The following is a 13,985-nucleotide window of genomic DNA, read 5'->3' on the forward strand; positions in this document are numbered from 1 at the left end:
ACAAGATGCCGCCTTGACGCGCTACACTGCGTGGACAACTAGAACTCATTCCTATTTATGGAATGAGTTCTAAAACGATGGATGAGACCGGTTCCGATGGATATCCGATATGTGCAAAGCTTCGTCGCCGTGGTGGAAAGCGGTTCGCTCGCGGAGGCCGCCCGCCGGCTCGACCTGACCGCTGCTGCGGTGGCCGCGCGCGTGCGTTCGCTGGAACAAAGCCTGGCCGCACCGCTGATCCAGCGTTCGGGACGTTCCGTGCGTCCCACCGCGCAAGGGCTGAAAGTGCTGGAAAGCGCGCATGCCTTGCTGCGCTCGGCGCGCGACATGCAGGCCCTGGCGCGCGATGGCGCAGGCGAGGTCGGCGAACTGCGCCTTGGCGTGTTCGTTTCGGCCATGACCGGCGTATTGCCGTCGCTGCTGCAGCGTTTCTATCGCTGTTATCCCAACGTCAGCATTTACGTGGAACCGGGCGCCTCGGTGGAGTTGTGCCGCAAGGTCGCGGCCGGCGAACTCGATGCCGCCGTGGTGGTGGAACCGCAGTTCGCCGTGCCCAAGACCTGCGAATGGCTGCCGCTGATGGAGGAGCCGCTGGTGGTGATCGCGCCGGCCGGCAGCGCAGGGACAGACGCCCACGCGTTGCTGCGGCATGAGCCCTTTATCCGCTACAACCGCAACGTGCTGGGCGGCCAGCTGGCCGACCGCTATCTGCGCGACCATGGCATCGTGCCGCACCAGCGACTGGAGATCGACAGCCTGCTGGCGATTGCGGCGATGGTCGGCAAAGGCCTGGGCGTATCGCTGTTGCCCGACTGGTCGGCGTTGTGGGACGGCGGCCAGGCACTGGTGAAGATCGAGCTGCCAGGCCGTGCGCCGGTACGCCGCGTCGGCCTGATCACCGCGCGCCATTCGCCGCATGTGGCGCTGGCGCGCGTGTTCGCCGACGAGGCGGTGAGGGCATTGGCCGGGGCGCGGACGAGCGTGCGCTAAGAGGTTGTTGCGACATTGTTGTTGGGTTGTATCCGTCCGTTCGGACTGAGTAGCGGCGAAGCCGCGTATCGAAGGCTCACGGACGATACGCCTTCGATACGCCTTCGATACGGCCCCGAAGGATCTGCTCAGTTCGAACGGTGATCAGGTCATTTCGCAACAGCTTCTAAGTATCCTTGCGCTGCAGGTTTTCCGCGCGCAGGAATGCGAAGTCGACGCCCTGGTCGGCTTGCGTCACGTTTTCCAGGAACAGTTTGCGGTAACCGCGCCCGGCGACGGGCTTGACGACCGGATGCTCTTGCGCGCGCCGGGCCAGTTCCTGTTCGCACACCAGCAGGGAAAGTTCACGCCGGGACACCGACAGGCGGATGCGGTCGCCCGTGCGCACATAGGCCAGCGGCCCGCCAATGGCTGCCTCGGGCGTGACGTGCAGCACGATGGAACCGAACGCGGTGCCGCTCATGCGGCCATCCGAAATGCGCACCATGTCCTTGACGCCCTGGCGCGCCAGCTTGCGCGGGATCGGGATGTAGCCTGCCTCCGGCATGCCGGGCGCGCCCAGCGGGCCGATGTTCTTGAGCACCAGCATGTCGTCGGCATGGACGTCGAGCGATTCGTCGTCGATGCGTTCGGCCAGGTCCTGCAGGTTATCGAACACCACCGCGCGGCCCTCATGTTCCATCAGTTGCGGATCGGCCGCCGATTGCTTGATGATGGCGCCGCCGGGCGCCAGGTTGCCGCGCAATACTGCCAATCCGCCTTGCGGGTAAATCGGATCGGCGAAGCTGCGCACCACGTCCTGCGCGAAGCCGGGGCCTTGCGCTGCCAGCTGTTCGCCCAGCGTGATGCCGTTGACCGTCATCGCATCCAGGTGTAGCAGCGGCTTGAGTTCGCGCAGCAAGGTGGCGACGCCGCCAGCCTTGTGCAAATCCTCCATGTAGTGCGAACCGCTGGGTTTGAGATCGAGCAGCACCGGCGTCTCGCGGCCCATGCGGTCGAGCCTGGCCAGATCGATTTCCAGGCCCACGCGTCCGGCGATGGCGGCCAGGTGCACGATGGCGTTGGTCGAGCCGCCGATGGCCAGCAGCACCCGCAGGGCGTTGTCGAAAGCCTTTTCGGTCAGGATCCGGTCGATCGTCAGGCCGCTGTGGGCCAGTTGCACGGCGCGCGCGCCGGTCTGTTCGGCCACGCGGATGCGGTCGGCGGTCACCGCCGGCGGCGAGGCGCCGCCGGCCACCGTCATGCCGATGGCCTCGGCGATGCAGGCCATGGTGCTGGCCGTGCCCATCACCGAACAGGTGCCGACGCTGGCGACCAGCTGGTTGTTGACGTCGGCAATTTCCTCGTCGTCGATTTCGTCGGCGCGGTACCTGGCCCAGTAGCGGCGGCAATCGGTACAGGCGCCCACGCGTTCGGAGCGGTGCGATCCGGTCAGCATCGAACCGGTAATGAGCTGGATCGCAGGGAGCTTGGCCGAGGCGGCGCCCATCAACTGCGCCGGCACCGTCTTGTCGCAGCCGCCGATCAATACCACGGCATCCATTGGCTGGGCGCGGATCATTTCTTCCGTATCCATCGACATCAGGTTGCGCAGATACATCGAGGTGGGCGCGGCGAAACTCTCATGGATGGAGATGGTGGGAAAGTCCATCGGCAAGCCGCCGGCCAGCATGATGCCGCGCTTGACCGCCTCGATGAGCTGCGGCATGTTGCCATGGCAGGGGTTGTAGGCGCTGCCGGTGTTGACGATGCCGATCACCGGGCGGGCCAGCGCATCGTCGGTATAGCCGGCGCCCTTGATGAACGCCTTGCGCAGGAACAGCGAAAAGCCCTGGTCGCCGTAGGAAGTCAATCCGCGGCGCATGCCGGTGGCGGGCTGTGCCTTGTCATCGGCGGGTGGTTTCTTGCGCATGGCTGATTTCCCTGGAAGCGTTCTTGGAGGAGGGCGTTCAAACGGAGAGGGCGGCGGCCCGCGATCATCCTTTCAACTGCGACAAGTATTTCAAAGGGATGGAGAGCCAAACAGCGCGTGTCTTGATCTTCATACCAAAAAATTTTTTAGGTTTGGCCGGCGGGATTGCGGTTGCGCTGTCGCGAGTTGCTGTTATGCTGGTTTCATCGCACCAAGAAAAAAACAAGGGATGCGGGAGGCGCGCCCGGCGCTGCCCGGCACAGAGGAGATGCCATGAAGGGATTCATGCCTGCCGGCCTGCTGATGGCCGCGGCCATCGCCACGGCGGCGCAAGGGGCCGAATGCACGAAAGTCGTCATTTCCGCCGATTCCGACTATGCGCCCTTGCACTGGTACAACGGCAAGCGCCTGACCGGCGCCAGCATCGAAATCGCCTCGCACGCGCTGGCCGCGCTGGAGATCCCGTTCGAGGTACGCTATGTGGGGCCGTTCCATCGCGTACTGAAGGATGCGGAAAGCGGTGAAGTGGCCATGGTGGCTTCCCTGAAGAACACGCCCGAGCGCCAGCAATACCTGGCCTTCACTGCGGTTCCGCTTTTCTCCAATCCGATTGCGGTATTTGTCGCGCGCGACCGCAGTTTCAGCTATTCAGGCTGGAAGGACCTGGCCGGCAAGCGCGGCGCCATCACCATGGGCAACCAGTTCGGCGGCGGTTTCGACGAGTTCCTGCGCGATAACCTCAAGGTGGAACAGGCGCAGAAGGCCTATATGAACTTCAGCAAGCTCGATGCCGGCAGCATCGACTATCTCATCACCGGCTATTACAGCGGCATGGTCTATCTGAGCCAGACCCGGCAGACCGACCGCTTCATGGCGCTCAAGCCGTATGTGACCGCAACGGATAATTTCATCGCCCTGAGCAAGGCCAATCCCTGCGTCAAGTATCTGCCCAGGATCAACACCCAATTGGAGTCGATGCAAAAACGCGGCGAGTTGCAGGCGATCCTGGATCGTTATACCTCGGCACTCAAGATCGATGCGCCCGCCAAGGGGAAAACGTCAGCACCGGTCATCGCGCCGGCAAAATAACCGGGCGCCTCAGGGCGACGCTGGCTTGCGACGTATGTCGCCGGGCAGCTTGGTCCAGGGCAGCGTCGACGGGTCGAGCGCAAAGGCGCCCGGCGAGGCGCACAGCAGCACGGCGCGCGCCAGCGGCTCGAAGTCGGCGCGGAAATGCACCACGCTCTTGACGGCGATGATGTCCAGCCTCTCCGGCGCCAGGCCGACGAAACGCAGCAGCGCCAGATCCAGCAGCTGGACCGGCCGGGAAACGACGATCACCTGCACGCCGCCGATCTGCAACAGGGCCGATGGACCCAGCGTGAGCCGGTAACCCTTGAAGACGCTGCCGGTGGCATCGACATCGCCGCCGTGCAGGCGCATGACGCGAAACGTCGCCTCGAAAGGCGCATCGCCGGCGATCCCGGATTTGCCGCCGAGCGCCAGGCGCACCTCGGCCCCTGCGCCAGCCGCATGCGCTTGCGTCGCAGCCTGCGCATCGACCAGCAGGCCGATGACGGCGTTGCGCGCGTCGGCCGCGACCAGGGCGCGCAACAGGCCGGTCGTGTCGGCGCTGCCGCCGGCGCCGGGATTGTCCTGGCCGTCGGCGATGATGACCGGGCCGGTCGCGCCTGGCGAACGCAGCAGCGCCTGGGCGCGGGCGACGGCGTCGCGGGCGTCAAGGATGTCGCCCGCGAAACCGGATTCGGCGGCCTCGACGGCTGCGGCCAGCCGGTCGGTTGCGGCGCGCGCGGCGTCGGCGCTGGCCGCATAGGCCCATGCTGCCGGGCCGCATTTGTCAGCATCGGTCGCGGGAAAACCCATGGCCAGTCCGGCGGCCAGCGTGTCGCTGTCGAGCGCTTCCTGCAGTCGCCGCAGCGAACGCGCCGGTTCGGCGCCGGTGTATTGCCAGCAGATCGGAATGAGGAAGGGGATGCGGCGCCATGCCGCCCGCGGGCGCGGCATACCCTGCAGCCGGCGCGCCAGCCAGGCATAGGCGCGTGCGCCGGTGGCGGCCATGTCCACATGCGGATAGGTGCGGTAGACCAGCAGCAGGTCGGCGCTGTCGACCATCAGCGGCGAGACATTGGCATGCAGGTCCAGGCTGGCCACCAGCGGGATATCGTCGCCAATGGCCAGGCGCACGCGGCGCAGGATCTCGCCGTCGGCGTCGTCGATGTGGGCGGCGGCCATGGCGCCGTGCAAGTCGAGATAGACGGCGTCGGCCCGGGCCAGGGCGATCCCCTCCAGCAGCAGCGCCACGATGCGCTCGAAGGCGTCCTCGGTCACGCGGCCGGAGGGACCGGCGGCGCACCAGGACAGGGGAAGCAGCGTATGCGCACCCTCATCCCGCGCCGCGCCGATGAAGCCGGCAATCGGGATATTGCGCGCCTGGGCGCCGCCGGCCGGCGTCATCTCCGCCAGCAGCGCCGGGCCTTGCAACAGGCCAGGCCAGGTGTCGGCGGCGAGAAAATCCTGCCAGCCGGCAGGCGTGGGGGAGAACGTATTGGTTTCGTGCTGGAAGCCGCCAATGGCGATGCGCATGCGAGATCCTGACAATCGATCAAGTCAATCGGGTAAAAGCGAACAAGGGCGAGGCCGATAAGTTACCGCGAAAACATGCCGGGAAGCATCGGTGGCCAGACTCGATCATAATGGTGCTGGCAGCATGAGAGTCCTTCGACTACAGTCGAATATCGCATAAGTTAATTCCGAAAATTCATTTCTCCTGGTCATGGCCAGATCCTAAAATTTCGCACTTTGCTTCGAATTCCCAAGGATCAGCTTGCTTCCCGGCTGATGGGAAACGGGGCAATTTTCTGGAGCCTCTGCATTGAATTCCGTCCATTCGACGGGCGCGCGCATCGGCATCGACGTCGGCGGCACCTTTACCGACTTTGTCCTCTACGATGCGGCACGCCAACAGCTCGCCTATCACAAAGAACCCAGCACGCCCGCCGATCCGGCATTGGCGGTGCGCAACGGCCTGGTTGCGCTGATCGGCAAGCATGGCCTCAAGCCTGACGATATCGGCGTGCTGCTGCATGGCACCACCATCGGCCTGAACGCCATCATCCAGCGGCGCGGCGCGCGGGTGGGGCTGATCGTGACCGAGGGGTTTCGCGACGTGCTGGAAATCGGTCGCGCGCGCATGCCATCGTCCTTCGACTTCCATGCCACCCGGGAAGAGCCGTTCCTGCCGCGCGAGCGCGTGGTGGAAATCGGCGCCCGTTTCAACCGCGATGGCGATGCCACGCGCTGGCCGCAGGCCGACGCCATCCGCCGGGCCGCCGAAGACGTCCGCGCCCTGGAAGTCGATACCGCGGTGATCATGCTGATCAACGGGTTCCTCCAGCCTGAGCAGGAGGCGGCGCTGGCGCGGGACATCGAGGCGCATACGCCCGGCACCAAGATCATCTCGGCGGCCCAGGTCTGGCCGGAAATCCGTGAATACGAACGCACCGTGGCCGCTGCGCTCAACGCCTATATCCAACCCTTGATGCAGCGTTATTTCGAACGCTTGTCCGAACTGGTTGATGAGCTGGGGGTAGCGGCGCCGATCCTGGTGACGGCCTCCAATGGCGGTTCGCTGTCGCTCAATGCGGCGCTGGCGCGCCCGATCGATACCGTGCTGTCGGGGCCGGCCTCGGGCGTGGTGGCGGCCGCGCGCCTGGCCACGGCGGCCGGCGTGCCGCGCATCGTCACCTTCGACATGGGCGGCACGAGCAGCGACATAGCCGTGTCCCAGCATGGCCTGGCTGAGATGGTCACGCGTACCGACATTGGCGGCTTGCCGCTGGTATTGCCGGTCATTGGCGTGTCTGCCATCGGCGCCGGCGGCGGTTCCAAGATCCGGGTGGACGAACATGGCGTATTGAAAGTCGGCCCGGAAAGCGCCGGCGCCGATCCCGGCCCGGCCGCCTATGGTCGGGGCGGCGTCGATGCGACCGTCACCGACTGCTACCTGGCCACCGGCGTGCTGGATGCCGCCGCGTTTGTCGGCGGCGCCATGTCGCTCTATCCGGAACGCGCGCAAGCCGCGCTGGAGAAGGTCGCCGGCGCGCTGAAACTGGATGGCGCCGATGGCGTCGAGCGCGCGGCCTCCGGCGCGCTGGCGGTGGCGTCGGCGCAGATGGCTTCCGAACTGCGCAAGAACCTGGCCCAGCGCGGCCTCGATCCTGCCGAGTTCGCGCTGGTGCCTTTCGGCGGCGCCGGCCCCACCCACGCCAACTGGCTGGCCGAGGAGGCCGGCCTGGCGCATGTATTGGTGCCCCTGAAACCGGGCACCTTCTGTGCCTTGGGCGCCGCCACCGCCGACCTGCGCCGCGACTTCGTGCGCAGCCTGCGCGTGACGCTCGACGACACCGCGGCCGGCGCGGTGGGCCGCATCTGGCAGGAACTGGAAACGCAGGCCGCAGGCTGGCTCAAGGCGCAGGGCGTGGCCAGCACCGGCGCGCCGTCGTTCTGGCCGGCGCTGGACATGCGCTATGCCGGACAAGCCTACGAATTGAACGTAGCCTTGCCGCATCCGCTGCCGTCGCCGCTGGATGCGGCCACGCTGGCCGAATACTTTCACCGCGAGCATGAACGCCTCTATGGATTCCGCGATGCGCAGGCGCCGGTCGATGTGTCGACCGTGCGGCTGGCCATTGTCGGCCACATGGTGGCGGCGGCCAACGTGCCGCGTTTCGCCGGCCAGGGCAAGCCCGCGCCGCGCGCCACGCGCAAGGTGTTCCTGCGCGACGCCTGGCAGGACGCCGCCATCTATGCCCGCGACAGCCTGGGCGCCGGCGACGCGTTCGACGGCCCGGCGGTTGTCGAGCAGGACGACACCACCGTCCTGGTATTGCCCGGCTGGCAGGCGCGCACGGATGCGCTGGGCAACCTGCATCTCACCCCCGCGCAAGGGCGAGGGCCGGCGCAACTGCAACCGCAACCGTCGGAACAAGGAGGCGCAGCATGAAGCTCGATCCCGTCAGCATCGAAATCCTCGGCAACAAGCTCACCTCCATTGCCGAAGAAATGTGCCTCACGCTGCAGCGCACCGGCCGCACCCTTTACGTCAAGGAAACGGCCGACTTCTGCTGCGCGCTGGTGGGCCTGGACGGCAAGTTCTTCGCCTATCCGCGCGCGCTGGGCGTCTCCGGCTTCGTCGGCCTGGACTGCACGACCACGATCGAGGCGGTCGGCCCGCTGCAACAGGGCGACGTGATCCTGACCAATGATCCGTACCGTTCCAAGGGCCTGGCGACGCACTTGCCGGACTTGCAGGTGGTGCAGCCCTATTTCCATGAAGGCCGCATCGTGGCGTATGGCTGGGGCTTCCTGCACGCGTCGGACGTCGGCGGCAAGGTGCCGAGCAGCATTTCGCCGAGCAACCATGAAATCTTCCAGGAAGGCTTGCAGATCCCGCCGGTGAAGATCATGCGCGGCGGCCAGATCAATGACGACGTGGTATTGCTGTTCACCGCCAACAGCCGCACGCCGGACGCCAACATGGGCGACCTGAAGGCCATGCTCGGCGCGCTGGCGACCGGCCGGGACCGCGTGGCGCAGACCGTGGCGCAACACGGCGTGGCCTCCTTCCTCGATGCCCAGACCGACCTGGTCGACTATGCCGCGCGGCGCGCGCGGGCGGTGCTGTCGAAAGTGCCGGCCGGCACCTACCGTTTTGTCGATTACCTGGATGATGAAGCCGGCGCCGGCTTGCCCGTGCGTATCGCGCTGGCGGTCACCCTGGCCGGCGGCAACATCACGCTCGACTTCACCGGCAGCGATCCGCAAGTGGCCGCCGCCATCAACATCCCCAGCCACGGCTTGCCGCACGCCTGGCTGACGCTGCGCATCCTGGCGCTCATCGCCACGCTCGACAAGGGCGTGCCGATCAATGCCGGCCTGCTGGCGCCGGTATCGGTGATTGCACCGGCCGGCACCATCGTCAATCCCTTGCCGGGCGCCGCCGTCGGTGTGCGCCATGCGGCGGCCGTGCGCGTCAACGATGCGCTCAACGGCGTGCTCGGCCAGGCTTTGCCTGAACACATGCCGGCGGCCAGCGGCGGCACCATCATTCCGGTGGTGGTGGCCGAACCCGCGCGCCATGGCCACGGCCAGAACGTGCAAGTGGTCGAGCCGATGGTCGGCGGCACCGGCGGTCGCCGCGGTTACGATGGCGCAGACGGGCGCGACAGCAGCATTTCCAACCTGTCCAACAATCCGGTGGAAACGGTCGAGGCCGAGACCGGCATCGAGATCCTGCGCTATGGCTTGCGCCCCGGCTCGGCCGGAGCCGGCCAGTGGCGCGGCGGCAATGGCCAGGAGATCCGCTTCCGTATCCTGCAGGACGATACCTTCGTGCTGGCGCGCGGCATGGAGCGCCTGCGTTTCCGCCCGTGGGGCGCCCACGGCGGCCAGGCCGGCGCAGCGGCCGGCCTGGTCCTGCATCGCCAGGGCGAGGCGCCGCGCGAACTGGGCAAGATCGACTTGCTGCCGGTGCTGGCGGGCGATGAAATCGAAATCCGTACGCCCGGCGGCGGCGGCTGGGGCGATCCGTTCCGGCGCGATGCCGCGGCGGTCCTGGCCGATGTGCAGCGCGGCTTGTTGTCGCCGCAGGCGGCGCGCAGCGAATACGGCGTCGTCATCGGCGGGCAAGGCCGCCTGGCGGTCGATGCGGCGGCGACAGAACAGGCGCGCGCGCAAGGCAGCAAGGGCATCGGCCGCTTCGGCCCGGAGCGCGATGCGTGGGAACGCGTGTTCAGGCCCGAACACCTGGATCGCCTCAACGCCGCCCTGTTTGCCTTGCCTGCGGCCGCGCGCAGCCGCCGCCGCAAGCAGATCTTCGCCGCGGCGCTTGGCGGGCTGCCGCCGGAGTTCCCGCGCGAAACGGCCGCCGATGCCGCACTGGCCGACGCGGCCTCACGCTTTGAGGCCGCGGTGGCGGAACTGGTTTCCGCCGTATCGGCAATGCATAACTAACCATCCACCCAACCTGACTGGAGCAAGCAAGTGAAATCCATCCGCATTATTCCGACGTTGGCCATGACCGTCTTGGCAGTGGCCGTCCTGGCCGGCTGCGGCGAGAAGAAAACCGATGCCCCGCAGGCAGCTGCCGCGCCGGCGGCGACCGACAAGGTCGTCATCGGCGTCTATGGCGGCGATTGGGAAAAGAACATCCGCGCCGCCGGCCTTGAGCAATACGCCAAGGACAACAACATCAATGTCGAGATCGTACCGGGCGCCGATGCGGAATGGCTGGCCAAGCTGCGCGCAGCCAACGGCAACAACCCGGCATTCGACGTGGTGGTCTTCCAGCCGGACTCGGTGCAGCGCGCCGCCGCCGCCAATCTGCTGGAGCCATTGGAAGCCAGGAACATCCCGAACCTGGACAAGCTCTACGGCACCGTGCAGGAAAAATTCGTGCGCGACGGCAAGACCTACGCCGCCGCCTTCAGCCTGGGCCAACTGGGCCTGGCCTATCGCACGGACCTGGTCAAGACGCCGCCGACCAGCTGGCTGGATCTGTGGAAGCCTGAATACAAGGGCCACGTTGCCGTATCGTCCCCGGCCTATGCCGCCGGCCTGCAATTCTTCGCCGGCCTGACCCACGCGCTGGGCGGCGAACTCAAGGACGATGCCGCCGTCGAGAAGACCTTTGCCAAGCTGGCCGAACTCAAGCAGAACGCGGTTGCCTTCCCGGACAGCCCGGGCGCCATCCAGACCTTGCTGGAACGCGGCGACGCATGGGTCGTGCCTTACTGGGACGGCCGCGTGTTCGCGCTGCAAAAGAGCGGACTGAAGGTCGGCTTCGCCTACCCGACCGATGGCCCTGTGGTGGGCGCGGCCAACTGGGTCATCGCCAGGGGCGCGCCTAACCTGGCCAATGCCTACAAGCTGGTGGACTTCCTCTCCGGCGCGCAGGTGCAGAAGGCGTTCTCCGACAAGTCGCTGTACGGCATGACCAATCGCGACGTGCAGTACGACGAAGAACTCAAGACCAAGGTGCAGGTCGGCGAAGAGGCGTACAAGAAGCTGATCTGGATCGACTATGAAACGGCCACGCCGAAGGTGGCCGACTGGACCAACCGCTGGGCGCAGGCGCTGGGCGGCGGTAAATGAGCGCAATTGAAATCCATGCCGTTGCGCGGCAGTTCGGCGAGCTCAAGGCGCTGGACGGCGTAGACCTGGCGATCGGGCAGGGCGAGTTCTTCTCGCTGCTCGGTCCCAGCGGCTGCGGCAAGACCACGCTGCTCAACATCATTGCCGGATTCCTGGCGCCCAGCGCCGGGCGGGTGGCCATCGGCGGACGCGACATCACGGCGCTGCCGCCGCACCAGCGCGACATCGGCATGGTGTTCCAGAACTACGCCCTGTTTCCGCACTTGAATGTGTTCGACAACGTGGCCTATGGCTTGCGCGTGCGCAAGTCGGGCGGCGATGCGATCCGCAAGCGGGTGGGGGACATGCTGGACCTGGTGCGGCTGTCCGAACTGGGACATCGCATGCCGCACCAGCTCTCCGGCGGCCAGCAGCAGCGCGTGGCGATCGCCCGCGCGCTGGCCATCAGCCCGCAGGTGCTGCTGCTGGATGAACCGCTGTCCAATCTCGATGCCAAGCTGCGCAAGGAAATGCAGGCCGAATTGCGCCGCATGCAGCGCGACGTGGGCATCACGACCGTGATGGTCACGCACGACCAGGAAGAGGCGCTCGGCTTGTCCGACCGCATCGGTATCCTGGGCCGCGGGCGCCTGCAGCAGGTCGGCACGCCGCTGCAACTGTACCGCCAGCCGGCCAACCGCTTTGTCGCCGAATTCGTCGGCCAGGCCAACCTGATCGCGGCGCGCCGCGAGGCCAACGGCGGCTATGCCGCCCTGCATCACGCAGGGGCGTCCCAGGCGCCGTTGCATTTGCTGCCGGCGCACGGCAGCGCCGACGAGGCCCTGTTCCTGCTGCGTCCGGAACGCATCCGCCTGGCGCCCGGCGGCGCTGCCGCGCCGGCCATCAACGCTGCCAGCGGTATCGTGCGCGACGCCGGCTACACTGGCGCGGGCATCCATATCACCGTGGCGCTGGCTGGCCACGGCGAGCTGGCGGTCGATGCCCCCGAATCGGCATTCGCGGCCATTCCCGCGCCGGGGTCGCCGGTGCAATTGTCATGGTCGGCGCAAGACCTCGTGCCGCTGCCGCCCGAAGCAGGCGCGGCCGGGAGCGCCGCATGAGCCTGGCCGACAAGAAAGGGCCGGGCGGCACGCTGTTTCCCTGGCTGCTGCTGACGCCGTCGATGTTGTTCCTGGCGGCATTCCTGGCAGTGCCGGGCATCCTGCTGGCGGCGCTGAGCCTGCGCAACGTGGACAGCATGCTGATGCTGCTGCCGACCTATGGCCTGGCGCAATATGCGCAGGTGTTCACATCGCCGCATTACCTGTCGGCGCTGGGCACCACCTTGTGGGTGGCGGCGCTGACGGCGGCACTGTGCGTGCTGCTGGCCTATCCGGCGGCATGGCTGCTGGTGGCCACGCGCAGCCGCGGCTGGCGCACGCTGCTGTATGTGATCCTGATCTCGCCCCTGCTCACCAGCGTGGTGATCCGCACGTTCGCGTGGATCGTGCTGCTGGCGCAAAACGGCCTGATCAACGACATCCTGCGCCACACCGGCCTGATCGATTCGCCGCTGGCGCTGCTGTGGAACATGAAGGCCGTCATCGTCGCCTACGTGCAGGTGATGCTGCCCTTCGCCGTGCTGCCGCTGGCGACGTCGCTGGGCGACATTCCCGAAGCCTTGCCGCGCGCCTCGCAAAGCCTGGGCGCCGGGCCGTTCCATACGTTCACCCGCGTGATCCTGCCGCTGACGATTCCCGGCATGATGAGCGGTGCGATCATCGTCTTCGCGCTGGCGGCGGGCAGTTATGTCACGCCATTGCTGATCGGCGGGCGACTGCAGCCGCTGCTGCCCATCGGCATCTACCAGCAGGCGCTCCAGATTGCCAACCTGCCATTGGCGGCCGCCTTGTCGCTGACCTTGCTGGCGGTGACGGCCGGCATCGCGGGCGTGATGACTTACTTGCAAAAACGTTGGGAGCGTCGTGTCTATGGCCACTGATCAGCCTGCTGTCCATGTCACTGCGGCTACCGCGGCCGCCGCGCAAAGCACGGCGTCGGCCAAGGCCTGGCGGCTGGCCGGGATCGGCGCCGGGGCGCTGGTGTATGTGTTCCTGAGCCTGCCGGTGCTGGTGATCTTCCTGTCGGCATTCAGCCCGGAGGCGTATCCGCAGTTCCCGCCGCAGCAATTCTCGCTGCGCTGGTTCCGCGCCTTCATCGACAATCCGGGCTGGCTGCGGGCGCTCGAAGTCAGCGCCTGGCTGCTGCTCATCGCCACGCCGGTGACGACGCTGCTGGGGACGACGGCGGCTTATGCGCTGGCCAGGCTGGAGTTCCCGGGACGTTCCGTGATCCAGGCATTCGTGCTCTCGCCGCTGATCATTCCGCAAGTGGTGCTGGGCATCGCCTTGCTGTATGTGCTGACCGGCGCCGGGATGGCCGGCTCTCTGCTCGGGCTGGCGGCGGGCCATATCGTGGTGGCCTTGCCGTATGCCGTGCGGACCGTCAGCGTCAGCCTGGCATCGATGGACCGCCGTCTCGAAACGGCCTCGATGAACCTGGGCGCCACGCCGGCCTACACGTTCCGCCATGTGACGCTGCCGCTGATCAAGCCGGGCATTGTGGCCGGCGCCGTGTTTGCGGCGGTAACTTCATTTGGCGAAGTCTCGGTCAGCCTGTTCCTGACGGTGCCGGGCACGGTATCGATGCCGGTGCGGATCTTCACCTACATCGACCAGACCTTCGATCCGGTGGTCAATGCCGTGTCCGCCATTTTCATCGTGCTGGCGGTGCTGGCGCTGGTGCTGATCGAACGCACGATCGGGTTGACCAAGGCGATGTAGCGCGCAAGCGGCAGGCGTATGTCCCCAGCAGGATCAGAAGAACGGCCGCGCCATGTCGCGGCCGTTCTTTTTGGCGGTTGGCATGTTCA

The 13,985-nt window shown here is 66.7% G+C and carries 10 protein-coding genes; 8 read left to right on the forward strand and 2 right to left on the reverse strand.

Going from position 1 to position 13,985, the window contains the following annotated elements; translation table 11 throughout:
• The first annotated feature begins 96 nt into the window (after positions 1 to 96).
• Positions 97 to 990, forward strand: coding sequence for a LysR family transcriptional regulator (locus tag FB598_RS01290; RefSeq protein WP_141911872.1), 894 nt, complete (start codon positions 97 to 99; stop codon positions 988 to 990).
• 166 nt (positions 991 to 1,156) lie between these two features.
• Here the strand turns inward: FB598_RS01290 and FB598_RS01295 are convergent, their stop codons facing one another.
• On the reverse strand, positions 1,157 to 2,902 hold the full coding sequence (locus tag FB598_RS01295; RefSeq protein ID WP_141911874.1) for an IlvD/Edd family dehydratase: 1,746 nt from the start codon (positions 2,900 to 2,902) through the stop codon (positions 1,157 to 1,159).
• Between the two features lie 273 nt (positions 2,903 to 3,175).
• On the opposite strand from FB598_RS01295, the gene FB598_RS01300 reads away from it, so the two are divergent.
• Positions 3,176 to 3,991, forward strand: coding sequence for an ABC transporter substrate-binding protein (locus tag FB598_RS01300; RefSeq protein ID WP_141911876.1), 816 nt, complete (start codon positions 3,176 to 3,178; stop codon positions 3,989 to 3,991).
• A gap of 9 nt (positions 3,992 to 4,000) precedes the next feature.
• Here FB598_RS01300 and FB598_RS01305 read toward each other — a convergent pair whose 3' ends face one another.
• Positions 4,001 to 5,506, reverse strand: coding sequence for a M81 family metallopeptidase (locus FB598_RS01305; protein WP_141911878.1), 1,506 nt, complete (start codon positions 5,504 to 5,506; stop codon positions 4,001 to 4,003).
• 289 nt (positions 5,507 to 5,795) lie between these two features.
• Between FB598_RS01305 and FB598_RS01310 the strand changes: the two genes are divergently transcribed.
• The 6 genes from FB598_RS01310 (at position 5,796) to FB598_RS01335 (ending at position 13,896) form a co-directional block, all read left to right on the forward strand.
• Entirely contained in the window at positions 5,796 to 7,925 is a 2,130-nt protein-coding gene (locus tag FB598_RS01310) for a hydantoinase/oxoprolinase family protein (RefSeq protein WP_141911880.1), read from the forward strand.
• The gene (locus FB598_RS01315) at positions 7,922 to 9,934 is read left to right on the forward strand and encodes a hydantoinase B/oxoprolinase family protein (protein WP_141911882.1); all 2,013 of its coding nucleotides are present in this window, start codon (positions 7,922 to 7,924) and stop codon (positions 9,932 to 9,934) included. Before FB598_RS01310 ends, FB598_RS01315 begins: the two co-directional genes overlap by 4 nt.
• Before the next feature lie 63 nt (positions 9,935 to 9,997).
• Complete coding sequence (locus tag FB598_RS01320; RefSeq protein WP_141911884.1) at positions 9,998 to 11,074, forward strand: ABC transporter substrate-binding protein; 1,077 nt, start codon at positions 9,998 to 10,000, stop codon at positions 11,072 to 11,074.
• On the forward strand, positions 11,071 to 12,174 hold the full coding sequence (locus FB598_RS01325; RefSeq protein WP_141911886.1) for an ABC transporter ATP-binding protein: 1,104 nt from the start codon (positions 11,071 to 11,073) through the stop codon (positions 12,172 to 12,174). Before FB598_RS01320 ends, FB598_RS01325 begins: the two co-directional genes overlap by 4 nt.
• Positions 12,171 to 13,055 (forward strand): ABC transporter permease, encoded by an 885-nt coding sequence (locus FB598_RS01330; protein WP_141911888.1) that lies wholly within the window; start codon positions 12,171 to 12,173, stop codon positions 13,053 to 13,055. Before FB598_RS01325 ends, FB598_RS01330 begins: the two co-directional genes overlap by 4 nt.
• Complete coding sequence (locus tag FB598_RS01335) at positions 13,045 to 13,896, forward strand: ABC transporter permease (protein WP_141911890.1); 852 nt, start codon at positions 13,045 to 13,047, stop codon at positions 13,894 to 13,896. Before FB598_RS01330 ends, FB598_RS01335 begins: the two co-directional genes overlap by 11 nt.
• Positions 13,897 to 13,985 lie beyond the last annotated feature (89 nt).

Source organism: Herbaspirillum sp. SJZ106 (assembly GCF_006715495.1).
Lineage (GTDB): Bacteria > Pseudomonadota > Gammaproteobacteria > Burkholderiales > Burkholderiaceae_D > Herbaspirillum.

Bases quoted from the DNA above. Each gene is read 5' to 3' on its own strand.
- FB598_RS01290 (WP_141911872.1), top strand. From the start codon at position 97: ATGGATATCCGATATGTGCAAAGCTTCGTCGCCGTGGTGGAAAGCGGT.
- FB598_RS01295 (WP_141911874.1), bottom strand. From the start codon at position 2,902: ATGCGCAAGAAACCACCCGCCGATGACAAGGCACAGCCCGCCACCGGC.
- FB598_RS01300 (WP_141911876.1), top strand. From the start codon at position 3,176: ATGAAGGGATTCATGCCTGCCGGCCTGCTGATGGCCGCGGCCATCGCC.
- FB598_RS01305 (WP_141911878.1), bottom strand. From the start codon at position 5,506: ATGCGCATCGCCATTGGCGGCTTCCAGCACGAAACCAATACGTTCTCC.
- FB598_RS01315 (WP_141911882.1), top strand. From the start codon at position 7,922: ATGAAGCTCGATCCCGTCAGCATCGAAATCCTCGGCAACAAGCTCACC.
- FB598_RS01320 (WP_141911884.1), top strand. From the start codon at position 9,998: ATGACCGTCTTGGCAGTGGCCGTCCTGGCCGGCTGCGGCGAGAAGAAA.
- FB598_RS01325 (WP_141911886.1), top strand. From the start codon at position 11,071: ATGAGCGCAATTGAAATCCATGCCGTTGCGCGGCAGTTCGGCGAGCTC.
- FB598_RS01330 (WP_141911888.1), top strand. From the start codon at position 12,171: ATGAGCCTGGCCGACAAGAAAGGGCCGGGCGGCACGCTGTTTCCCTGG.
- FB598_RS01335 (WP_141911890.1), top strand. From the start codon at position 13,045: ATGGCCACTGATCAGCCTGCTGTCCATGTCACTGCGGCTACCGCGGCC.